General features: G+C 70.1%; 24 protein-coding genes. 12 read left to right on the forward strand and 12 right to left on the reverse strand.

Features of this window, described 5'->3' with window-relative positions; genetic code table 11:
• Positions 1–83 precede the first annotated feature (83 nt).
• The 6 genes from ACIBLA_RS21010 to ACIBLA_RS21035 form a co-directional block, all read right to left on the reverse strand.
• On the reverse strand, positions 84–1,580 hold the full coding sequence (locus ACIBLA_RS21010; RefSeq protein WP_363243953.1) for an SCO6880 family protein: 1,497 nt from the start codon (positions 1,578–1,580) through the stop codon (positions 84–86).
• Between the two features lie 153 nt (positions 1,581–1,733).
• Positions 1,734–3,071 (reverse strand): hypothetical protein, encoded by a 1,338-nt coding sequence (locus tag ACIBLA_RS21015; RefSeq protein ID WP_399199420.1) that lies wholly within the window; start codon positions 3,069–3,071, stop codon positions 1,734–1,736.
• A 1-nt stretch (position 3,072) separates the two neighbouring features.
• Positions 3,073–3,858: a hypothetical protein gene (locus ACIBLA_RS21020; protein WP_399199421.1), complete on the reverse strand. Its 786-nt coding sequence runs from the start codon at positions 3,856–3,858 to the stop codon at positions 3,073–3,075.
• A gap of 25 nt (positions 3,859–3,883) precedes the next feature.
• Entirely contained in the window at positions 3,884–4,228 is a 345-nt protein-coding gene (locus ACIBLA_RS21025; protein ID WP_363243956.1) for a hypothetical protein, read from the reverse strand.
• Positions 4,229–4,286: 58 nt separating this feature from the next.
• A complete protein-coding gene (locus ACIBLA_RS21030) occupies positions 4,287–4,601 on the reverse strand; it encodes a hypothetical protein (protein WP_363243957.1) in 315 nt (104 codons plus the stop codon).
• Positions 4,598–5,194, reverse strand: coding sequence for a DUF6668 family protein (locus ACIBLA_RS21035; protein WP_363243958.1), 597 nt, complete (start codon positions 5,192–5,194; stop codon positions 4,598–4,600). Before ACIBLA_RS21035 ends, ACIBLA_RS21030 begins: the two co-directional genes overlap by 4 nt.
• Before the next feature lie 191 nt (positions 5,195–5,385).
• Between ACIBLA_RS21035 and ACIBLA_RS21040 the strand changes: the two genes are divergently transcribed.
• The 3 genes from ACIBLA_RS21040 (at position 5,386) to ACIBLA_RS21050 (ending at position 7,983) form a co-directional block, all read left to right on the forward strand.
• Positions 5,386–6,201: a transglycosylase SLT domain-containing protein gene (locus ACIBLA_RS21040; RefSeq protein ID WP_363243959.1), complete on the forward strand. Its 816-nt coding sequence runs from the start codon at positions 5,386–5,388 to the stop codon at positions 6,199–6,201.
• Positions 6,202–6,225: 24 nt separating this feature from the next.
• Positions 6,226–7,170: a hypothetical protein gene (locus ACIBLA_RS21045; RefSeq protein WP_399199422.1), complete on the forward strand. Its 945-nt coding sequence runs from the start codon at positions 6,226–6,228 to the stop codon at positions 7,168–7,170.
• 228 nt (positions 7,171–7,398) lie between these two features.
• Positions 7,399–7,983 carry a sigma-70 family RNA polymerase sigma factor gene (locus ACIBLA_RS21050; RefSeq protein WP_363243961.1) on the forward strand — a complete coding sequence of 195 codons (585 nt, stop codon included), beginning with the start codon at positions 7,399–7,401 and terminating at the stop codon, positions 7,981–7,983.
• 35 nt (positions 7,984–8,018) lie between these two features.
• On the opposite strand, the gene ACIBLA_RS21055 is transcribed toward ACIBLA_RS21050, so the two are convergent.
• The 3 genes from ACIBLA_RS21055 to ACIBLA_RS21065 are packed head-to-tail and all read right to left on the reverse strand — an operon-like array spanning position 8,019 to position 10,739.
• The gene (locus tag ACIBLA_RS21055) at positions 8,019–8,930 is read right to left on the reverse strand and encodes a hypothetical protein (RefSeq protein WP_399199424.1); all 912 of its coding nucleotides are present in this window, start codon (positions 8,928–8,930) and stop codon (positions 8,019–8,021) included.
• A gap of 58 nt (positions 8,931–8,988) precedes the next feature.
• A complete protein-coding gene (locus ACIBLA_RS21060; RefSeq protein WP_399199425.1) occupies positions 8,989–9,693 on the reverse strand; it encodes a hypothetical protein in 705 nt (234 codons plus the stop codon).
• Positions 9,690–10,739 carry an NlpC/P60 family protein gene (locus tag ACIBLA_RS21065; protein WP_399199426.1) on the reverse strand — a complete coding sequence of 350 codons (1,050 nt, stop codon included), beginning with the start codon at positions 10,737–10,739 and terminating at the stop codon, positions 9,690–9,692. Before ACIBLA_RS21065 ends, ACIBLA_RS21060 begins: the two co-directional genes overlap by 4 nt.
• A 160-nt stretch (positions 10,740–10,899) precedes the next feature.
• Here ACIBLA_RS21065 and ACIBLA_RS21070 point away from each other — a divergent pair, with 160 nt between their 5' ends.
• The 6 genes from ACIBLA_RS21070 (at position 10,900) to ACIBLA_RS21095 (ending at position 16,954) form a co-directional block, all read left to right on the forward strand.
• On the forward strand, positions 10,900–11,502 hold the full coding sequence (locus ACIBLA_RS21070; RefSeq protein ID WP_363243965.1) for a DUF6668 family protein: 603 nt from the start codon (positions 10,900–10,902) through the stop codon (positions 11,500–11,502).
• Between the two features lie 13 nt (positions 11,503–11,515).
• Complete coding sequence (locus ACIBLA_RS21075; protein ID WP_363243966.1) at positions 11,516–11,836, forward strand: hypothetical protein; 321 nt, start codon at positions 11,516–11,518, stop codon at positions 11,834–11,836.
• Between the two features lie 66 nt (positions 11,837–11,902).
• The gene (locus tag ACIBLA_RS21080) at positions 11,903–12,661 is read left to right on the forward strand and encodes a hypothetical protein (RefSeq protein ID WP_399199427.1); all 759 of its coding nucleotides are present in this window, start codon (positions 11,903–11,905) and stop codon (positions 12,659–12,661) included.
• The gene (locus ACIBLA_RS21085; protein WP_399199428.1) at positions 12,661–13,908 is read left to right on the forward strand and encodes a hypothetical protein; all 1,248 of its coding nucleotides are present in this window, start codon (positions 12,661–12,663) and stop codon (positions 13,906–13,908) included. The genes ACIBLA_RS21080 and ACIBLA_RS21085 overlap by 1 nt, the downstream gene beginning before the upstream one ends.
• On the forward strand, positions 13,898–15,394 hold the full coding sequence (locus tag ACIBLA_RS21090; protein ID WP_363243969.1) for an SCO6880 family protein: 1,497 nt from the start codon (positions 13,898–13,900) through the stop codon (positions 15,392–15,394). Before ACIBLA_RS21085 ends, ACIBLA_RS21090 begins: the two co-directional genes overlap by 11 nt.
• 102 nt (positions 15,395–15,496) lie before the next feature.
• Complete coding sequence (locus ACIBLA_RS21095; protein WP_363243970.1) at positions 15,497–16,954, forward strand: ATP/GTP-binding protein; 1,458 nt, start codon at positions 15,497–15,499, stop codon at positions 16,952–16,954.
• Between the two features lie 146 nt (positions 16,955–17,100).
• Here the strand turns inward: ACIBLA_RS21095 and ACIBLA_RS21100 are convergent, their stop codons facing one another.
• The gene (locus tag ACIBLA_RS21100) at positions 17,101–18,006 is read right to left on the reverse strand and encodes a LysR family transcriptional regulator (RefSeq protein ID WP_399199429.1); all 906 of its coding nucleotides are present in this window, start codon (positions 18,004–18,006) and stop codon (positions 17,101–17,103) included.
• An 89-nt stretch (positions 18,007–18,095) separates the two neighbouring features.
• Here ACIBLA_RS21100 and ACIBLA_RS21105 point away from each other — a divergent pair, with 89 nt between their 5' ends.
• Complete coding sequence (locus ACIBLA_RS21105) at positions 18,096–19,433, forward strand: aspartate aminotransferase family protein (protein WP_399199431.1); 1,338 nt, start codon at positions 18,096–18,098, stop codon at positions 19,431–19,433.
• A gap of 109 nt (positions 19,434–19,542) precedes the next feature.
• On the opposite strand, the gene ACIBLA_RS21110 is transcribed toward ACIBLA_RS21105, so the two are convergent.
• Together ACIBLA_RS21110 and ACIBLA_RS21115 are read right to left on the reverse strand one after the other, a co-directional pair.
• On the reverse strand, positions 19,543–20,346 hold the full coding sequence (locus tag ACIBLA_RS21110) for an SDR family oxidoreductase (RefSeq protein WP_363243973.1): 804 nt from the start codon (positions 20,344–20,346) through the stop codon (positions 19,543–19,545).
• Positions 20,347–20,388: 42 nt separating this feature from the next.
• Positions 20,389–20,871 (reverse strand): GNAT family N-acetyltransferase, encoded by a 483-nt coding sequence (locus tag ACIBLA_RS21115; RefSeq protein ID WP_363243974.1) that lies wholly within the window; start codon positions 20,869–20,871, stop codon positions 20,389–20,391.
• Between the two features lie 124 nt (positions 20,872–20,995).
• Here ACIBLA_RS21115 and ACIBLA_RS21120 point away from each other — a divergent pair, with 124 nt between their 5' ends.
• Positions 20,996–21,394, forward strand: a complete 399-nt coding sequence (locus ACIBLA_RS21120; RefSeq protein ID WP_399199432.1) for a molybdopterin-binding protein — start codon at positions 20,996–20,998, stop codon at positions 21,392–21,394.
• A gap of 41 nt (positions 21,395–21,435) precedes the next feature.
• Positions 21,436–22,257: a molybdate ABC transporter substrate-binding protein gene (gene modA / locus ACIBLA_RS21125; RefSeq protein ID WP_399199434.1), complete on the forward strand. Its 822-nt coding sequence runs from the start codon at positions 21,436–21,438 to the stop codon at positions 22,255–22,257.

The raw sequence follows: 22,257 nt of genomic DNA on the forward strand, positions 1-22,257 counted from the left end.
GCCGGGCCAGCCGCGCGGCGGCACCAGCGGGGCCCTGGGGCGGGGGGGAGCCTTCTTGCTCTTGGTCTTGGGCGTGTTCCTGCTCACAGGGCCTCCTTCAATTCGCGCGGGACCAGGGTGTACTCCCACGGCAGGATCCCGACCGGCAGCGTGCAGCTGAACGCCGCCGCCTGCATCCGGTCGGCCGGACGCATCATCAGGCGCGCTCCGGCCAGTTGGTTGCGCACCGACGTGTTGGCGTCGTCGAGATCCTCGACGCTGTCGACCGTCACCGTGACCATCAGTGAGAACTCGATCAGACCGGCGCCGCTGGCCTCCTCCACCGCCGTCTGCTCGGTGGCCTGTACCTCGTTGGCGGCACGCGCCTGCACCATGCCGCGCTTCGAGGTCGCCATGAACTGCGCCGCCCGCCGGTCGGCCTCGACGATGCGCGCCGAGGTCGCCGGGTCGATGGGGCGGTAGAGCAGGGCCACGCGCTTGCGGCGGGTGCCCGCAGTGGCCTCCAGCAGTCCCTGCAGCACTTGGGCACGCACCGTGCCACGTGGTGCGAGGGTGAGCAGCCAGGTCCGGGACACTCCTGAGTCGTGCTGATAGGAGTTGGCCGTTTCCACGGTCGCCGTTGGACCGGCGTCCTCCCAGTCCAGACCGGTTCCGCCGTACTGCGCGCGTGCGTCGAGGACGTCCCCGGCCACGGCCGGGTCGTAGGCCACCCGTACGACTTCCGCGACGCGCTCGGCCGACAGCGGGGCCGCGGGGCCGCCGCCCGCGGCCATCAGTCCCGACAGCAGGCCGGGAATGCGGATGGCGAGATCGGTGATGATGTCGTCGCCCTTGCGTTTCTGGCCGTTGGGATTTCCGTAGGTCAGCGAGATGTAGGTGTGCATCTCCGAGGACGCGGTCGGATACCGATGCACCACTTCCTCCATCACCGCCCGTGCCGCCTCCGGGGCGTCGGGATGAATGCGCGGCAGCAGTTCGTTGGCCAGCCTGTTTCCCGTGTCCGGGGCGGTCTCGACCACCACCGCGGCCCCGCGCAGGCCCGGCTCGGAGGACAGCCGGGCCAGCCAGTGGCCCCATGACGCCACCCAGGTGTCCACCTGGTCGGCGTCGACCAGGGAACCGCCGTCGGGTTCACACTCGAGCACGATCGTGTAGAGGTTCCGGCTGCGGTGGTGGACCACACCGAACGGCTGGTCATAGGCGTCCCTGCCCTCCTTGAGCGTGACCCGGCTCAGCAGTCCCGGCGGACGGAACCGGCCCCCCGGCCGCGAGGCCAGCGGACCTGAGACATAGGTGGTCGATCCCTTGGCCTTGCGACGGAACCAGCTGACGCGCAGGGCGAAGAGCTGATAGACGTTGCGCCCGTCCTGCGTGCGCGCGGCCAGCGGCAGCAGCAGGAAGACCTGCAGGACCACCAGGACCAGAGTGACCTGCAACGAGATCAGCGACGCGATGAGGTCGACGATGATCCCGCCGAACACCCCGATGGTGCCGATGAGGCCGAGCGGCCCCAGGCCGGGCCGTCTGGGCCTGCGCCAGTTCCCGTATGTGGGATGGACGACAGGAGCTTGGGTGGACATGGGGAGTACCTGCTTCGCTTACGGTGAGTGAGTCGTGGGCCGTCCTGGACCGAATCTGGGTCCGGGGCCCGGGAGGGGTCCGGACTCCGGACCACGAGGGTGGGCGCGGCCGATGGGCGGAAGGAAACCCGCCGTACACCGGTCTGGCGTTGTTCACCTGTCGCGTGGGATGTCTTTGTACATACCGCCGTCAATAGCGTTGTTGTATTCGCTCTGGTACCACGCCCCGGAATACGGCTTGGGCTTGGATCCGCCGCCGCCTGACGGTGACCTGTCTTTGGCGCCCGAGGATTCGTCTCCGCCGTCTCCGCCGCTGCCCGACGGTGAGTTGTCCTTGCCTCCTCCGCCGCCGCCTGACGGTGAGCTGTCTTTGGCGCCCGAGGATTCGTCTCCGCCGTCTCCGCCGCTGCCCGACGGTGAGTTGTCCTTGCCTCCTCCGCCGCCGCCTGACGGTGAGCTGTCTTTGGCGCCCGAGGATTCGTCTCCGCCGCCTCCGCCCCCGCCCGACGGCGAGCTGTCTTTCCCTCCGCCCCCTCCGCCCAAAGAGCTGGCTCCCGAGGGCTTGCTGAGCGCCCCGGCGCCAAGACTTGCGAGAGAGGCCGCCCCTCCGCCGATCGCCTTCGCGCCGGTGGCGATGCCACCGGCGATGCTGCTGGCCGCCTTGTCGGCCCCGTCGCTACCGAGCGACTCCATCGCCGGAACGATCACTCTCATCAGCGCGGGCAGAGCGACGGCCGACAGCAGAAGCACCCCCATTCCGGCGACTTGGACATTGACTTCGCTCGCCCCTTCGCCCGGGACTCCGGTCGCTTTTGAGTTCACCATGACGGACCCCGAGAAGAACACGAGGCTGACCACGGGCTTGTACAGCAGCCACGCGATCAGCCACCCCATGTGCTTCTTCCACCAAGTGCCGCCCCACTCGGTCATGGAGGCAGCGGCGGCCAGGGGGAGCGTGCCCATCAGGATGATCATCACGCCGAGCCGGATCCACATCAGAAGCGCGTGGATGATGCCGGCGACGATGAGGAGGCAGCCGATGATCAGCAGCAACATGGCAGGGACGCTGTCACTGCAGTCGATGCCGTCCATCAGGTTCTCGAGGGCGCCCGTGAACAGGTGGGCGGAGTATCTGTCCATGAGGGCGGTGAACGTGATGATCACGCTGCTCGCGAGCGTGTTGACCAAAGTGATCCGCAGGACGCCCTTCAGCGCGGTCTCGCCGCTGTCGGCCTTCCTGTCCAGGGCCATTTTGACCGCGGCGAAGAGGATCGAGCCGACTGCCAGATACATGACGATCCACTGCGTCTGACGGTTGATCACACCCGACGAATCCTTGTCGTACGAACCGATGCTGCCCACGGCCTCGAAGATGCTCAAGGCGCCGCGCATCGCGATCTTGGCCACCATCCTCATCATCTCGCCGATCGGATCGCCGAAGATCAATTCGCCGATGTCGATGCCGTCGTCGCAGCCCGCGGCCAAGTACATGTCATTCTCCCCATGCGGAGAAGCCGCTGGGCTTCGCCTGCCGTACTCGTGTGTAGAGCGACCCGTCGTCCAGAGGGGCCACCTTCCAGTCGCCGTCCCGCCAGCGCAGGGACACCGATGTGCTCAGGTAGCCGCCCACGGGATTGGTCAGGAGCAGCCGTACGGTCGCGGACGCACCCGAGTAGGACGCCAGCGAGAAGCCCACGAACCGCCCGCTGAGGTTCGCCTCAGGATCCTTCGTACCGGTATCGGCTTTGGTGGTGACGAATCTGTCGCGCGGCCTCCCGGGCACGAGTTGCTGCTCCGCCGCGGCGCGCCACCCGGTGCCGCTCAACTGGACGGGAATGACGTGCGCCGCCAGTACCGCGCCCGTGGGCGTGTGGGCGAAACACCACCACACGGAGCTGTCGGTGTGCAGCGGACCGGCTGACGCCGACGTGGGAACCATGACGGTGACGAGCTTTCGCCACCGCAGATCCCTCGGTGTGGTGGTCGGCCGCGAGGTGTCCCGGTCGTCGGTACGGCAGTTCTCCGGACGGCCTTGCGGACCTCCCCGGACCTGTTGCGGATCGCCGGGGGACAGCGGGCCGCTCAGCCCGGACAGCAACTTCCCGCTTTCGGCCGCGATCCCCGTTTCCCTGGCGGGGGCGCCGTTGGTGGCACCGGTCGAGAGGGCCGCCAACGACATGACCGCGAGAAAGCCGAGGAACCCGGCCGCGGAGATCCAGCCGCGTTGCTTGTAGAAAGGCCCGTCGACGGGCTTCTTCTTCCGTAGCGAGCGGAACATGTTGATGCTCTCTCCTGCGGGACGATCATTCTCCTCCCCCTCCTGTTTGCTCAGAGTCAGAGAAGAAGAAGCTGACGACGGGGCCCGCGGTGGAGACGAGGACGCAGCCTCCCAGCACCATGCCCAGGCGGCTCATGTGCTCGGAACCCTCTCCGCGCTTCACCGACGCGGCCATCATGACTCCGGTGATGATGATTCCCGCCACACCGGCGGCGGTGCCCGCCCAAGCGGCGATTCCCAGCACGGTGTCGATGGCACTGGCCAGTTCGGGAGGGGCGTTCCGCTGCGGTTTGGGGACCTTATTGGTGCCGCCGGTTTCGGCCAGGTAGTTCCAGCCCTTGGCGGTGAGGTTTCGCAAGGTGTGCTTCATCAATGTCTCCGGTTCATAACAAGTCGAATATTCAGGTGTGGTCAGCTGTCACGTGCGGTCAGCGCAGGAGATAAGGCCAGATCACGAAGTTGACGAGGGGCCCCGCGGTGACGCCGAGGATGCAGGAACCCAGGATGATGACGATCCCTCGGAAGTAGGTCGCCCCTTCACCCATTTCTCCGGCCCGCAGACGCATGGCCATCTGTATGCCAATGAAGATCACGCCCCCCACGGCGGCGGCCGTCACGAGCCAGGAGAGATAACCCAGCAGCTCACCCGCCTCGGGGTTCGGAATGAACTTTTTGTCTTTGTCGGGCCCGTACTCAAGGTCCCCGGGTGACCACGAGGGGCGGGGGACCTCCGCGGGGTTCATCGGTGTCCCGCCGTACGTCCGGTCGGGCCGGCGGCGAGCTCCGCCAGCGCACGTACCTCTTTCGGCAGCGGATCCACCTCCTCGCCGAGGCGCCACGCCGGAACCCACGGAACGCGGTGGACCTCGGCCGCCGAACGCAGCACGCGTACGCGTCGGCCGAGTTGGCGCGGCAGCCGCCCCGGCGCGTCGGCGACGAGCACGACGGCGATGAGGTGCACCCCGGCGGGATGTTCCCCCGTGCGCAGCGCGTTCAGTGCCTGGGACGCCGCCCGCATGCCACCGGCATGGGTGCGTGCCACCAACAACACTCCGCCGGGTTCGCCCCGGGCCGGTTCGGGCCACCGAAGGCGCAGGTCCGCCCCGCCCAGCACCCGCGCGAGCGTGCTCGCGCCGGCGCCGCCGTGCGCGTTGACCCAGGCGACCCGCTCCCCCCGGTGCGGCGAGGGCGTGCGTGGGGCGGGCGCGGGTGCGTCGGGGCGCGTGGCCCTCGCCGCTGAGCGCGGTGACACGGCTGTCGCCGGGGCGTCCTGCTGGGTGGCCGGCCCACGAATCCACATCTGCGGGCTGGCGGATGCCGCCGGTGGGACACCCATGAGCGTCCACCCTTCCCTCGGTTCCGAACTATGGCGGCGGATCCCGCATTGAACTGATCGGCCTCTGCGTCCGTTGCGCCGGTGCGGGCCCGCGGTGATCCGTCGGGCAGCCACTACGGGAAAACCCATGACTTGGTTCAGCGCTGTTCGAAACCACGTCGTGGGCCCGATCACGAGAGGAGCGACTGGACGTGGGTGCGGATACCAGCGGGCAAGCCACCAAAGGTACGAACGCCGTGCTCATCGCCGCCGGCGCGGGTACGGCTCTCACTGGGTGCGCGCTTTTCCCGCTGATCATCCTGGTCATCCTGGTCGGGGCGATCGTGATATTCGTCATCTATGTCTTCTTCTTCCCCCTGGTCCTCATTTGCGAGATTTTCGGCTGCGGGGGAGGCGACGGCGAAGCGACGGGGGACAGCGACCAGGTCGCCGAGGCGTTCGGCGGCGACGGGCGGGGCGAGTTGTACGAACCGAGCGTGCCCGCGCAGTTCCGTGAGCACATCAAGAACGCCGGGGCCGAATGCACACAGATCGGCCCGATCGTCATCGCCTCGCAGATCCAGTACGAGTCCATGTTCAACGAGAAACTCGTAGGGCCCGACGGGGCCGAGGGGATCTCCCAGTTGCCCCCGGACAAGTTCGACGAGTTCGGTGAGGACGAGGACGACAACGACGAGACCTCGGCCCTGGACGCGGCGGACTCGATCATGGCGCAGGGCAAGTACATGTGCTCACTGGCCGGGGACATCGACGAACTCGTCGCCAACAACGAAGTCAAGGGAGATCTCCTCGACTTGACCCTGGCGGCATACCACGTGGGCTTGGACGCGGTCAAACAGGCGAAGGGCATGCCGGACCACTCCGGCGCGCAGAGCTACGTCTACGGCGTCAGGAGCTCGTTCGCCGTGTACTCGGGTGTCGTCAAGGTGCCCGAAGGATCCGCGTACCCCTCCATCAGCCCACTGCCGTTCGACAGCATCAACCCGTCGCCCACCGGCGGGCAGTGACCAGGACAGCGAAGGAGTCATCGGGTGCTCAGGAAACACGTCAGGCAGGGCCGCGACGGACAGGAAGACGCGGAGCGGCGAGCGGTGCTCTCCGTGGAGGTTTTCATCGAAGCCGACGGCCGTGTGACGGTCGACGGTGCGCCCTTCCCCCTGCCGGACGGCGAACCGGTCAACGTGGCCGTCCTCGACACCATGCAGCGACGGGCGCGGGCCGGGGGCGGACCCGTCGAGGCGGTGATCGTCGACCGGCAGGCGGGGTACGCCACCCGCGTCGAGGTCGCCGCCGACGGTTCGAGCCGCATCGTGCGGCACGAGAGATACCAGGAGTTGACCGAGGCGGAGTCCCCGCCCGCGGCGGGGCCGGGGCCGGCGGATTCCGGGCCGGCCGAACAGGGATCGGCCGAACCGCCCTCCGCCGGGCTTGCGTTGGTCCCCGGCCCCTCGCCCGACGCACCGCCCGGCGAAGGCACACCACCCACCGACGCGGGTACACCGGTGCTCGTCCCGGACGAACTCGCCGAACTCGTCGCGCGTATCGGCCAGGCCATCGACACCGGAGCGCGGGAGCGGGCGGCGGCGCTCGCCTTCCGGCTGCGCGAGCACACCGCACGCACCTTCGGCGCCGAACACCCGTACACGCTGGAGGCACAGGCCCTGGAAGCGTACGCCGCCCACAAGAGCGGCAACCACGCCGCCGCGACTCTCGCCAGCCTCGAACTCGCCAAGATCCGCCATCAGCAGGGCGACCCGCGCGCCCATGAGGACCTGCTGCGCGCCGTCGCCGTGTGGCGGCTGATCGACGACCTGCCGTCCGCCGTCGACCACGGCCGGACCCTGCTCACCACCTGGTCCCGGTTCGCGGAGGAGGGCCGTGTGGCCGCGGGGGACGTCGAGTTGGTGAGGGGCGTGGATCGCCGTATACGCGCCCTCGCCGCCGAGGCGGCCATGTCCGAGACCGGCGTGGCCTGAAGGGGAACGCGCAGGTCGACGCGGAGAAGCGTCCCGGGAGAGGCGCCTCCCGTGCGGTATTCGACCCTCCGGTTACCGCTGAGTTTGGCTGAATCAGAGGTTTAAACGTCAATCAAACGTCAACGCGACGTGGAATCCCACGCGTAACACTCCCTCCGAATCGAGACCGCCGAGCGCGGTTTTGAGACCTGACCTTCCCCAGAGGTCGTGCAGCGAGGGAGTAAGTACGTGAGCGGCACAGTGATGGGCTCCTTGGGAGCGGCGAGCGCCGGCGAACGCGCGATGCGCACACTCCACGACGATCAGGCGGGCGCGCTCTACGCCTACGTGGTACGGCTGTTGAACGGCGACCGGCACAAGGCCGAGGACGTGGTGCAGGAGACCCTGCTGCGCTGCTGGCGGACACAGGACCTGACCGACGGCCGGCAGCTGCGGCCGTGGCTGTTCAGAGTCGCCCGCAACCTCGTCGTCGACGAGTACCGGATGCGCAAGACCCGTCCCCAGGAGGTCAACGGCAACACCTGGCTGGACGACTTGCTGACCAAGTCCGACGACGTGGACTGGCTGCTCTCTTCCCTCCTGCTCAAGGAGGCGTTCAAGAAGCTGTCGCCCAACCATCGTGAGGCGCTGTACGAGACGTACTTCTCCGGCAGGTCGATGCGTGAGACGGGCCTGCTGCTCGGTGTACCGGCGGGCACCGTCAAGTCGCGTGTGCATCACGCGATACGTGCCCTGCGACTGGCCATGGGGGTTGTCGAAAGCCCCGGCGGCCAGGTCGTCAAGAAGCCCGAGGGACACCTGTCCGCCGCTTGAGTACACCCGTCGGCCGGGCTGCGGACGGACCGGACTCAGCCCGCCTTCCGGGTGTCGACCGCGGGCCGTTCCCAGGTCGGAGCGGGGCGGGGGGCTCGTGGCGCGGGTGCGTCCGCCACGACTCGCGGGGCGGGTGGTTCCGCCACGGACTGCTCCCGCGCGCCCGGTTCGCTCGCGTCCTGGGCCTTCAGCAGCCACTCCCGGTGTTCAAGGGCCGCGGCGAGCGCCTCGCCGGCCCGGCCCGGGATCTGGTTGCGCATACGGATCACGTCGACGCCGGCGGACAGCGCCTGGCCCACGTGCGTCATCCGCATCCACAGCATTTCGGCGTGGCTCGCCGCCGCCTCGGCCTGTTCGGCGTCCCCCCGGTAGTGCCAGCGCTCGGCCACGTCGCGGTACAACTGGACGCCGCCGACCACGTCTCCGGCCAGGGCGGTGGCCTCGGCGTGGACCTCGCGGACACGCAGGGCCTCGGGGTGGGAGACCCCGAGGACGCCGGCGGCCTGTGTGTCGAGCCGGGCGGCGAGCTCGCCCGCCTGGTCGGTACGGCCCGCGTCGAGATGGTCCCGCACCTGGGCCAGGGACTCCGCGTACGTCTCGGTCCCCTTCGGCACGCCGGGGACGGCAGCCGCTTTCGCCGAGCGCCTGACGGGGCGCCTCCCCTTACGCTTCTTCGGCGCCGCGGTGCGCGCGCCGCCGCCCGGTGCCTCGCTCACCTCTCCTTCGGGCGAGATGATCAACCGCCATACGGCACCGCCCGGTTCGGTGGCCGTGGCCCGCACGGCACGGCCGAGCCTGGCTGCGGCGTCGGCCACGACCTCTGTGGCGGCGGCGCGCGTGGCGTGCCCGGACGTGGGAATCAGGGGGCCAGAGGCCAGGACCCGGCCGTCGTCGTGCACGGTGAGGTCATAGACCGGCCAGGCGGGTACATCCGTGGATTCGCGCATCGTCGACAGAACCTTTCTCCCGTGCGGTTGGACACCCGGCCTGATCCGGGGAAAGCCTCTAACGGACGGTGACCTCGGCGACCCGCCATGGCTTGTCGGTCGTCGTGCGGGTGAGATGTACGTAGACCGAGGCGACGACCGGCTCGCCCGTCCACCGCTCGCGCCCCTTCGGGGTGGCGGTGACGGTCCACTGCCGCCACGCCTCGGTGCCGGTGTCCGGGGGCTTGGCGGCGTCCTCGGTCTTCTGCACCGCGACGGTGGTACGGGCGCGGTGTCCGGCCCACTCCAGCCACTGGGCGCCGGGGACCGACTTGGGCCGGTGGGCGCGTACTTGGTCCGCGTACGCCGCGGTCAGCCAGCCCGCTTCGGCAGCGCGCAGCTGGGCGTCGTGCGGCCCGCTGTCGGTGGTGGTGTCGTAGGTCCACAGGGCCGTGAGTGTGCCCTCGCCGACGGCGTCGGCGTCGGTTTGGTCGACGTCCTGGGGCCGGGGGGCGCTTCCGCGAGGTGCGTCTGTGCTCGTGGGCTCCGTGGGCTCCGTGGGCTCCGGGAGCGCGGGTGCGTCCGTGCGCGGGACGGGCGGTGTCGGGTACGGACCGGTGCCGGTCGCCGAGGGGGGCGACGGCGCCGTGAGCGCGCGTTCCTCACCGCCACCGCCACCGCCACCGTTACCGTCACCGCCGGAACCGCACCCGCCGGTGAGCAGACCGATCGCGAGCACCGTCGCCGCCGAGGCGATGGTGGCCCGTGTACGGGTGTAAGTCATCCGAACCGCCTGGCTGTCTGGGGCTTGCTCGCGTAGTAGGGCTCGTCGAGGTTGCTGATCTTGACCACGTCACCGGTCTTCGGCGAGTGGATGAACTGCCCCTGGCCGATGTAGATGCCGATGTGGTCGTAGCTGCCGTTCAACTGGAACCCGATCACGTCACCGGGCCGCAGGTCGTCGCGGGACACCGCCTTGCCGGCGGTGACCTGGAGCTGGGTGACGCGGGGGAGGAGGAGGCCGCCGCCGGCGGCGTGGTAGACCGCGTTCTGTACGAGGCTGGAGCAGTCGAATCCCACGGTGTTCGCGCCCTGCGCGAATCCGCGGCCGGGTCCTTCCGGACCGCCGCCGCCCCACGAGTAGGGCGTGCCGAGCCATTTCCTGGCGTTGGCCACGACGCGGTCGCCGAACGCGCCGCCGGTCTCGGCCGGTTCGCCTCCGGTGTACTTCGGCATCGACGCGATGATCCTGGTGACATAGCCCTGGGTCTCCGGGAAGGGCGGCACGCCCCCGTACCCCTCGACCGCTCCCGGGCCCGCGTTGTAGGCGGCGAGCATGAGGCGGGTGAGGTCGCCGCCGATGTTCATCTCGCTGACCTTGTCCGCGAGCCAGCAGTCGTAGCGGGCCTGGGTCATGATCGCGTCTCCCGGGGTGAACGGGTCGGCCACACCGTCCGGTTCGGGACTGCCGTCCTTGCCGGCCGCGTCCACGCCCCAGGTCGCCCAGGTACCGGGGATGAACTGGCTCAGCCCTTGGGCGTCGGCCGGGCTCACGACAGTGGGGTCCCAGCCCGACTCCGCTTCGATCTGCGCGGCCACCAGCGGGGCGCTGACCTCCGGGCAGAGACCGCCGGCACGTTCGATCCACCGCACGTACTCGGGCGGTATGCGTTCGGTGGTGAGCCCGGTGACCAGTCCCACCGGTTCGACGTCCTGTTTCTGGCCGGCGGCCCCCAGCACCGACAGACCGACCAGGGAGCCGACCAGTCCCAGGACGACGCACCCGGTGGCCAGGACGGCCGATCCGGTCCGGCCGGGGAGGCCGCTCATCGACGATCTCCCACATGGTGCGCAACTACCCGAAAAGCCATGCGGTCCGACATGGGGGAAGTGGTCCTTATCTGTCTTAGATGCAGGAAGAGAAGTTTCTTGCGAATTATCAACTCATGTGTATTATCGGCGCGTTGTGTTGACGGCCGAAGGAGATGTCTTGGCAGGGGATGAGCCGGTGGTCAATCCCTGGCTGCCGCGGTCGGATCCTTCGGGGGGCACCAACGGGAAACCGGGGCGATCGGTTCAAGGTGCGGACTCCGGGCTTTCCGGACCGCGAGCACCTCAGGGCGCCGGAGTCCCCCGACCCGAGCGGGGGCTGCCCGTCGCTCATCCGCTGCTGAGCCGCGGGCAGTCCTGGTGGTGGCTCGGCGTACACGGCGGCGCGGGCGTCAGCACTCTGGAAGAGGCCGTGCCCGGTGGCCGGGACGCCGGCCGCGCCTGGCCGGTGACCACGGGGTCCCAGGCGGTGGTACTGGTGGCCCGCTCCACCGCGCGCGGCCTCGGCGCGGCGCAGAACGCCGCCCAGCAGTGGGCCTCGGGCATGGTCACCGGCATCGACCTGCTGGGTCTCGTCGTCGTCGCCGACGCCCCGGGCCGGCGTCCCCGAGTCCTGCGGGACCGGGTGCTGTTGGTGTCCGGTGCCGTACCGCGGCTGTGGGAGATCCCGTGGGTGGAGCCCTGGCGGCTCGGCGAACCCCATGTGCCCAAGGAGTGCGTGTCCCTCGCCCGCGACCTGACCCGACTCACTCAACCCGCCTAGAGAGGGAACCGAGTTGTCCAGCCTGTTGGCGGCCCTCGTGGACGCCTCACCGTATGTGGACCATGTGATCGCCGCCTCCCCGCAGCCCTCGGGTGTGCCCGATGTCGGCGGGGGAGAGGCGCCGCCCGGAGCCGAGGACCTGCTCACAGTCCTGAAGTGGGTGGCCTGGAGCGTGACCGCCCTCTGTGTCGGGGGCATCTTCGGCGTCGCCGCCCGGATGGCGGTCGACCACTCCCGGGGAGGCGGCCGTGAGCACGCCAGAGGACTCGGCTTCGTCCTGGGGGCCTGTCTGCTCGTCGGCTCCGCCTCGGGCATCGTCGGCGCCCTCGTCTAGGCCCTGTCCGGGAAGACCGACCCTCCGCCACTCATTGACCCGACCACCCACAGGATGGGAGGAACCATGGCAGACCCCGGCACCCGCGCGGCGGCCGACGAACCGCGAAGTCCGTGGCTGCGCCCCGGTTTTGTCCTCGCCACCGCGTTCATCGGCTTCGTCGCCGTCGTCGCGGGGGCGGTGGTGCTCACCTCGGACCCCGCCGGCCAGGACGACGCGCCCCCCGGCTCGCGGCCTCCCGCCGACCGCGCCACCGCACCGGCGGAGTCCTCACCGGCAGGTGATGATCGGTGCCCGGAACTGGCCGACAAGCGCCAGGAGTTGCCCACCGCCGCTCCCCGGGGGGTGACCTGGTCCCTGTTCGGCGCCGTCGCCGTCCCCGCCTCCAAGGAGTCGGGTCCGGCAGTGACCGGCGAGGACGTGGCGCGCTGTTACGCCCGTACTCCCGTGGGCGCCCTGCTGGCCACCAGTCAGATCAGCGTGCGTTACCTGGCGGCCGACGACTGGCGGAAGGTGACCCGGGTCCAGACCGTCGGCGCGGGCCGTGACGCCTACATAGCCGGTCGGACCGAGGCGGAGAAGAAGTCGCCCACGAACCCGGACGGTGGTGCCCACGGGCAGATCGCCGGATTCAGGTTCGTCACCTACGACGACAGCACCGCGGTCGTCCAGACCGTGTGGCGGTTCCCGGACGGCGCGATGCAGGCCGCCACCACGACGGTGCTCTGGCGGGAGGGCGACTGGCGGCTGGAATACCCGGCGGACCCGGCCGCGCCCATCCCGGTCGGTTCCCTCGCGGGCTACACCGAGTGGGGCGGCGTCTGATGGCCGGCTGCGACTTCGGCTGGGTGACCCCCTCGGTCGGCGGCTACTGCGTGGGTGACGGGGCCGGGACGGTCCCCAGTGACCTCGGTGACAGCGCGTTCGACGACATCGCCGAGAGCGCCGCCAAGGCGGCGAGTACGACCGTCAAGGCGCTCGGCAGCGCGTGGATGAACCTGGGCACCCCCGACCTGACCGACGACGCCGGGCCGGTGGCGTTCCTCCAGGGCTCCACGCTGTGGTTCACCTCCTTCACGGCCGTACTGTGCCTGCTGGTCGCGGCCGGGCAGCTCGCCTGGCAGCGCCGCGGTGACTCGGCCCGGCAGGCCCTTCAGGGGCTGCTCAACCTGGTGATGGTCTCCTCGGTCGGGGTCGCCGCGGTCGCCCTGCTGACCTCGGCGGGGGACAAGTTCAGCGTCTGGATCATCGACAGGTCCACGGGCTGCCGGCAGATCAGCGCCACCGGGGAACCCGTCGCGCAGTGCGTGGGCGAATTCGAGAAACGCACGTCGGCCATGCTGGCGCTGGGCGGCGCGGACTCCTCGTTCCTCGTCCTGATCATGGCCGTTCTGGTGATCACCGGCACCGTGGCGCAGATCGCCCTGATGATCGTGCGGATGGCCATGCTGGTGATCCTCACCGGAACGCTGCCGCTGGCGGCGGCGGCCAGCTCCACTCCCGCCGGCCGGGTCTGGTTCCGTAAATCCGTTGGCTGGCTCCTCGCCTTCGTGCTGTACAAACCGGCGGCGGCCGTCGTGTACGCGGCGGCGTTCTCGCTCAGCGGCCAGAAGCAGGACAACGAAGTCGTCTCGATGGTCTCCGGGGTCGTGCTGATCGTCCTGGCCTGCTTCACGCTGCCCGCGCTGATGCGGTTCGCCGCCCCCGTCGTCCAGGCGGCGGTCTCCGGAACGAGCCGCACGGCCAAGGAGTCCGCCGGATCGGGCGGACCGGCCGCGGCGGCAACCGGTGCGCTGCCCGTACCGCATCTGCGCAGCCTGGCCACCGGCCGATCGGTGGCCGGGGCCGCCGTGAGTCCCGAGGCCACCGGCGCACGGACGGGTTCGAGGACCGCCCGGGGCGCCGTGGGAGCACGGGGGGTGCCGGACGGCGACCGCGCCACGGGCGCACCGCCGGAGCCGGAGGGTTCCGCCGAGGAGCGGTCCGAGGACCGGGAGGAGACCGCCGCGCGGGTGCCCGTCCTGGTCCGGCAGTATCCCGACGACCATCAGGAGAAGGCCCATGACCACTGACGAACTCACCACGCGCACCTACGGAAACTTCCGTAAACCTCGTACCTCCGGGCTGCGCGGGCTGTCCCTGGGGGCGACGCTGCTGCTGTTCGCCGGGCTGATCGCCGTGGTGCTGGCCACGTTGGTCTCCATCGTGGCCGCGCTGAGCCTGGCGTTGTCGCTGGCGATGCTCACGGCCGCGCTGGGTTTCAAGGACCGGCACGACCGGACGCTGATGAAGCGCGGTGCGGTCCGTCTTGCCTGGTGGCGCACCACCTCTTCCGGCGGCCACCTGTACCGGTCGGGTCCGCTGGGCCGTACCGGCTACGGCACCTGCCAACTGCCCGGCCTGGCAGCCGAGTCGACGCTGACGGAGGCGCAGGACGGATACGGCCGCCCGTTCGCCGTGATCACGATTCCGGCGACCGGCCATCACACCGCGGTCATCTCCTGTGACGCCGACGGATCCGCCCTCGTCGACGAACGTCAGGTCGACACCTGGGTGGCCCACTGGGGCCAATGGCTGTCCGCTCTGGGTGCCGAACCGGACCTCGTCGCCGCGAGCGTCACCGTGGAGACCGCCCCCGACTCGGGCGTGCGCCTCCAGCAGGAGATCGCCGCCAACACCGCTTCCGACGCTCCCCAGTTGGCGACGGAGATGCTCCAAGAGGTGCTGTCCGCCTACCCCGCGGGCTCGGCGCGGATCGCCACGCGGATCGCGTTGACGTACTCCGGCGCCGCCCGGCCGGGCACCCCCCGCCGAAGCGCCGAGGACATGGCGCTGCACATCGGCACCCGCCTGCCGGGCCTGACCGCCGGGCTGTCCCTCACCAGCGCCGGTACGGCCGTACCGATGACCGCGACCGAACTCGCCGAAGCGGTGCGCGTCGCCTACGACCCGACCGTGGCGACTCTGGTGGAAGAGGCACAGGCCACCGGCGGCACCGGTCTGACCTGGCGGGAAGCCGGGCCCATGGCGGCCCAGGAGGCATGGGACCACTACCGGCACGACGGGGCGTTCAGCGTGACGTGGGCCATGACGGAGGCTCCGCAGGGCGAGGTGTTCTCCAACGTCCTGACCGGGCTCGTGCAGCCCAACCGCGACATCGCCCGCAAGCGGGTCACACTCCTGTACCGCCCGCACACTCCGGCCGACGGCGCCCGCGTCGTCCAACAGGACTACAAGAACGCGCTGTTCAGCGCCCAGCAGTCACAGATCGGCAAGGCGCGTGAGGACGCGGAGGTGATCGCGGCACGCAGGACCACCGAGGAACAGGCCCAGGGGCACGGCGTGATCCGCTTCGGCCTGCTGATCACGGCGACCGTCAACAGCGCCTCGGAGCTGCCGAAGGCCGCCGCGGCGGTGGACAACCTGGCCCCGGCCGCCCGTATCGCGGTGCGGCCCGTCTACGGCTCCCAGGCGACGGCGTTCGCCGCGGCGCTGCCCCTGGGCCTGGTGCTCCCGCTGCACACCGCCCTGCCGCAGACCGTGCGCGACGCGATGTGACATGACATGACGTGACGTCAGAAATGCTGCGGCGCCCATGAAGTGACGTGGCGTCAGCGGTGAGGCAGAGCGGCGACGAAAGAGGAGAACTCGATGGCACGCATGACCAGGCAATCCCGTCCGCTCCGCCCTACCCCCCGTGGCTGGCCCGGCCCCGGCGGCGGCATGGTCGGCCACGTCGATCCCGCACCCGAGTGGCGAGGCACCTCGGTACAGGTGTGCGGTCTGTGGCCGTTCGGCGCGGGCGCCGGGACCCCCATGGTCGGGGTGCCGCTCGGCCGTGACCTGGACTCCGGGGCCACGGTGTGCTGCGATCCCGTGTCCTGGTTCACGCGCACGGGCCTGTTGGCCAACCCGTCGATGTTCGTGCTGGGCCGCCCGGGGCTCGGCAAGTCGACGGTCGTACGGCGCATGGCCCTCGGCCTCTCCGGCTACGGTGTCCATCCGCTGATCTTCGGTGACCTCAAGCCGGACTACGTGGACCTGATCAGGGCCATCGGCGGCCAGGTCATCAGCCTGGGGCGGGGCCGCGGCAACCTCAACGTCCTGGACCCCGGCGAGTCGGGCCGGGCGGCGGCCCGGCTCACCGGCGACGCCCGCGGGCGGCTTCTCGCCGACATCCACGGCCGCCGCCTCAACATGGTCTCGGCCCTGGTGACCATCCTGCGTTCGGCGCCGCCGACGGACCGCGAGGAGACGATCCTCTCGACCGCGCTGAACGTCCTGGACGACCGGCACGACTCGCGCTCCGGCCGGGTGCCGGTGCTCGGCGACCTCGTCCAGGTCATCAAGGACGCACCGGAAGCGGTACGGGCGGTCGCCCTGGACCGGGGAGACCTGACCCGCTACCGCGACATCACGGAGAATCTGGAGGCCTCACTGACCGCCCTGCTCGGCGACGGCCGCCTGGGCGGCACCTTCGCCAGGCCGACGACGGAGGCGATGAAGCTGGACCGTCCGGTCTGCTTCGACGTCAGCGGCATCGACGACAGCGAGGCCCTGCTCCAGGCCGCCGCCCTGCTGTCCTGCTGGTCGTACGGCTTCGGCGCGGTCTCCGCGGCACACGAACTCGCCGACGCGGGGCTGGAACCGCAGCGCAACTACTTCCTGGTCATGGACGAACTGTGGCGCGTCCTCCAGGCGGGCCGCGGTCTGGTCGACCGCGTCAACGCTCTCACCCGTCTGGACCGCCAGCGCGGAGTGGGACTGGCCATGATCACCCACAGCATCGACGATCTCCTGGCGCTGCCCACGGAGGAGGACCGCACCAAGGCGAAGGGCTTCGTGGAACGCGCCGGCATGGTGGTCTGCGGGGGACTCCCGCCCGCCGAGATACCGCAGCTCGCTCAGATCGTGGAGCTGGCCGAGGCGGAGAAACGCCTGTTGGTCGACTGGTCAACCCCGCCGGCCTGGGACGCGACCAACGGCCGCCGGGCCGAACCGCCTGGCCTCGGCAACTTCCTCATCAAGGTCGGCAACCGTCCTGGGATCCCGCTGCACGTGGACCTGACGGCGGCCGAACTCGCGGTCAACAACACGAACAAGAGGTGGAACAAGTAGGCGTGGGCTCACCGCACTGACCTCTCCGGGAAGACAGACTGAACCGTTGCCCGCGCAGCCCGTAGATATGACCGGGCGCCGCTCGTCCCGGCTGCCGGTCCTCGCCACCGTGCACGACGACCTCATCGACGCGGTCGACCGGACGGTCAAACAGGGTTACCGTCGTTGGACGTCGGCGGCAGCAGGGCGTCAAGCACCGTGTGCACAGCCGCGCGAGGCGGGGCGCCCTTGCGGATCGCCGCCGTGATCGTACGGGTCACGGGGTTGGCCAGCTCGCGGGTGGCGACACGATAGCGGCTGGCGTCGACAGCCAGCCCCGGCAGCAGCGCGACCGCGTGCCCGGCTTCGACAAGCTCCAAGGTCAGCATGTAGTTGCTGAAGCGGCCCACCACTCGGGGCTCGAACCGCGCCTGTCGGCACAGCCGCAGCGCGAGATTCGCCATGTACGACTGAGGGATGTCGAGGGCCCACGACTCATCGGCGAAGGCGGCCAGGTCGGCCGGTCCGCGCCCGGCGGCCGGGTGCTCGGGCGGCAGCACCAGCAGGATCGGATCCGTCGTGAGCGGTACGAGGTCGAGGTCCGGGCCGAGCGGCAGTTCGCCGAAATCCGTGGTCGTGATCACGAGGTCCGCGTCGCCGACCCGCAGGGCCGGCACGCTCTCGTGCGGCTCCAACTCCAGGAGCGGGACGTCGAGATGGGGATACGCGTGGGCCAGGTGTGTCACCGCCGGTACGGCCATCGTGTGCACCGCGCTCTGGAACGCCCCGACCCGTACCAGGCCCGACGGCTCCTCGCCGAACCCGCGCAGCTCCGCCTCCACGGTGTCCATGTGGTCGAGGATCGCCCGCGCGCGCCGCGCCAGAATCAGCCCGGCCGAAGTCAACCGCACCCGGCGCCCCGTGCGTTCGAGCAGCTGCGTGCCGGTCTCGGTCTCAAGTACGGCGAGTTGCTGAGACACGCTCGACGGGCTCAGGTGGGCGGCCTGCGCCACCGCCCTGACCGTGCCCAGCGTGTCCAGCCGCGTCAGCAACCGCAGCCTCCAGGGGTTCATCACCGCCTCATTGTTGTGCGGATTTCCCGAACAGCACAGCCGGAATTGTGTGATGGACGTGGCACCCACCCCGTCCTAGCGTCACGGTCATGGCTGCCGAATCCCCTACGTCCACCGCTCCTGCCCCTGAGGCCACGTTCTGGGCCGACGCGGACCGCCACCTCGTCCGCTACGGCGGAGGCTTCACGAGCGAGATCATCGAGCGTGCCGCCGGAAGCTTCGTGTACACCGCGTCCGGCCGGAAGATCCTCGACTTCACGTCCGGACAGATGAGCGCGATCCTCGGGCACTCCCACCCGGCGATCGTGGAGACCGTCCAGAGCCAGGTCGCCACCCTCGACCACCTCTACAGCGGAATGCTCAGCCGCCCGGTTGTCGAGCTGGCCCGCCGCCTCGCCGATACGCTGCCCGCGCCCCTGGAGAAGGCGCTGCTCCTGACCACCGGCGCCGAGTCGAACGAGGCCGCCATCCGGATGGCCAAGCTGGTCACGGGCAAGCACGAGATCGTCTCGTTCGCCCGGTCCTGGCACGGCATGACGCAGGCCGCTGTCTCCGCCACCTACAGCGCGGGCCGCAAAGGTTACGGCCCGTCCGCCCCCGGCAACTTCGCCATCCCCGTGCCGAACCCATACCGGCCCGACTTCACCACGCCCGACGGTGCGCTCGACTGGCGCCGCCAGCTGGACTTCGCCTTCGATCTCATCGATGCCCAGTCCACCGGAAACCTCGCGGCATGCCTCGTGGAGCCGATCCTCAGCTCCGGCGGCATCATCGAACCTCCGCCCGGCTACTTCGCCGCCCTCCAGAGCAAGTGCCGCGAGCGCGGCATGCTCCTGATCCTCGACGAGGCCCAGACCGGCCTGTGCCGCACCGGCACCTGGTACGCCTTCGAACGCGACGGGGTCGTCCCCGACATCCTCACACTCTCCAAGACCCTCGGCGCGGGCCTGCCCCTCGCGGCCGTCCTCACCAGTGCCGAGATCGAGCAGGAGGCATACGACCGCGGCTTCCTCTTCTTCACCACGCATGTCTCCGACCCACTGGTGGCCGCGGTGGGCAACACCGTCCTCGACGTCCTGGCCAAGGATCGCCTGGACGAGCGCGCCCGCGACCTCGGCTCCTTCCTGCGCACCGGCCTGGAGGACCTGGCCACCCACCACGAGGTCATCGGCGACATCCGCGGCCGTGGCCTGCTCGCCGGCCTGGAACTCGTCGTCGACCGTGAGACCAAGCAGAGCTCGGACGAGCTGGGCGCCCAGGTCACCCGCCGCTGCCTCGAACTCGGCCTGCACATGAACATCGTCCAGCTTCCCGGCATGGGGGGCGTGTTCCGTATCGCGCCTCCGCTGACGGCGACCGAGGACGAACTGGCCCTCGGCCTCTCGATCCTGGACACGGTGATCGGTGAGGTGAGCGCGGCGCTGTGAGAGCGGAAGTCCCCTCCTGCACGGGACAGTTGGGAGGGCCTCTGCCCTGCGGGCCAGGGGCCCTCTTGCCGGCCCTCCGCGACACGCGCACGGAGAACGGCCGGCCGCGTCAACCGGCCTTCGCCTGCGCCGAGATGCCGCCGTCGACCGGCATCGCCGTCCCCGTGACGAACGACGCGCGCCCGCTGCACAGCCAGGCCGCGGCCTCGGCGATCTCCTCGGGGTCCGCCATCCGCTTCTGGATCTGCGGAGCGATGAACGCGGTCTCCAGATACGGCATTTGCCGTACCGCCTCGTCGATCATCTCGCTGCGCGTCGTGCCGACCACCAGTGCGTTGACGCGGATCCCTTGCTCGCCGTACTCCGACGCGGCGGCGCGGGTCATCCCCAGTACCGCGTGCTTGGCCGCCACGTACGGCACGGACGCGCCCGTCGCGTAACGGCCCGCCGTACTGCTGGTGTTGACGATGGCGCCGCCCCGGCCGGACGCGAGCATCACGGGTATCTGGTGCTTGAGGCAGTTCCAGGTGCCCCGGACGTTCACGTCCATCGTGCGGTCGTAGACCTCGTCGGCCGTCTCGTGCAGCGAGGACTCCACCGTCGCGTAACCGGCGTTGTTGAACGCGCAGTCCAGAGCGCCGAAGTGCGCCACCGCCGCCTCGACGACGCGACGTACGTCGTCGGCCACGGTCACATCGCCGGGCACCGCCAGGACCCGGCCGCCCCGCTCGGTGATCTGCTCAGCCACCGCGCTCAGCTTCTCCGCGCGACGCGCCATCAGCACGACCGCGGCTCCCTCGGCCGCGAACAGCCGTCCCGCCGCGGCGCCGATGCCGCTCGACGCGCCTGTGATCATGGCGACTTGACCCGTCAGCAGTCCCTGCCGGTCGCCGGCCCCCGTGTGTTGGTTCATGCCACGATCCTAAGCAGTACGTCCGAACGGCGGCGGAAGGATTCAGCGAAGCGACTTGTCCATCACATGCTCCCTGGTCTTGCCGTCGGACAGCAGGTCGCCTCGCTCCGGCGTGCGGACGAAGCCGTTACGCCGGTACAGCGCGGCGGCGCGCTCGTTGCCCGGAATCACCGCCAGCTTCAGCGTCGTGGCGCCCGACTGCCGGGCCCATGCCCCGACCGCTGCGATCAGTTGGTCCGCGACACCGAGCCCCCGCGCCTCGGGACCGACCCACACCGACCTCAGCTCACACACGTCGCCGTCCCCGCGAATCCCGCTCGCCATTCCGACCGTGCGGCCGTCCAGCGACGCGAGGACGTTGTACGTGCCGGGAGCCTCCAGTCGGGCCCGCCACCGATCCTCGCCGCCCCGCTCCCAGTCCCCGAGGCGGGATTTGAACGCGTACGGCGCCTCCGCGAGTGCGGCGAGCCGAGCGTCGCGCCACAGGGGCCAGTCGTTCGTCGTGAGTACCCGCAAACGCACCATGTCCACCAGTCTGCCGACACCGGGGGCCGACGGGCTTGGGGGTTCCTCAAGGCGTTGCGCATCTGCGATGGATAATCCGCTCAAACCTTGCAGATGCGAGGCCCGGCGGCCTATCTTTCCGCGCATGCAGTCCTACACAATCGGTCAGGCGGCACGCCTGCTGGGCGTCAGCACCGACACGGCCCGCCGGTGGGCCGACGCCGGCCGGGTCGAGACCCATCGCGACGAGGGCGGGCGACGGCTCATCGACGGCCGCGACCTGGCCGCGTTCTCGATCGAGGTCGGCCAGAGCGGCGGCGGTGGCGAGGAGGAGGTCTCGTACACCTCGGCCCGTAACGCGTTCCCCGGCATCGTCACCGCCGTCAAGCTCGGTGACGTCGCGGCCCAGGTCGAGATCCAGGCCGGGCCGCACCGGCTCGTCTCGCTCCTGACCAGGGAGGCCGTCGAGGAGCTGGGCCTGGAGGTCGGTATGCAGGCCACCGCCCGCGTGAAGTCGACCAGCGTGCACATCGACCGCGTCTGATCCGCCTTTCCGGTTCTGTCTCTCAGGGAGTCCTCACCCTCATGTCTTTCACCCTCAGCACCGCCATACGCCGCGCCGCGGCCACCGCGCTCACCGCGGGCCTGCTCGTCCCGCTGACCGCGTGCGGCGGCGGTGACAGCGACAGCGAAGACACCGGCACCGGTGCCAAGTCCACCGAATCGGCCACCGGAGCGCCCAAGGCCGACCTGACCGTTCTCGCCGCATCCTCGCTCACCGATGTCTTCGAGACGGCGGGCGCCGCGTACGAGAAGGAGAACCCCGGCACCAAGGTGACGTTCTCCTTCGCCGGCTCGCAGGAACTCGCCGCGCAGGTCCAACAGGGCGCCCCCGCCGACGCGTTGGTCACCGCCGACACCAAGACCATGGACGGTCTGAAGGCCGACACCGGGACGCCGACCGTCATCGCCAAGAACCGTCTGGTCATCGCCACCGGCGAGGGCAACCCGGAGAAGATCGAGAACCTCAAGGACCTCGCCGACACCAAGCTCAAGGTCGTCCTCGCGGCGCCCGAGGTCCCGGTCGGCCGGTACAGCGAACAGGTCCTGGCCGCGCAGAAGATCGAAGTGAAGCCGGTCTCCGAGGAGCCGAACGTCCGCGCCGTCCTCAGCAAGGTCGAACTCGGCGAGGCGGACGCCGGGATCGTCTACAAGACGGACGCGGCCACCGCCACCGACAAGGTGGACGCGATCGAGATCCCCGACGCGCAGAACGCCGTCGCCGAGTACCCGGCCGCCACGCTCAAGACGTCCGAACACGCGGAAGCGGCAGCCGCGTTCGTCGCGTGGCTCACCACCCCCGAGGCGCAGAAGCTCCTCCAGGACGCGGGCTTCCAGCAGCCGTAA

Source organism: Streptomyces sp. NPDC050433, assembly GCF_044458565.1.
In the GTDB taxonomy this organism is placed as follows: domain Bacteria; phylum Actinomycetota; class Actinomycetes; order Streptomycetales; family Streptomycetaceae; genus Streptomyces.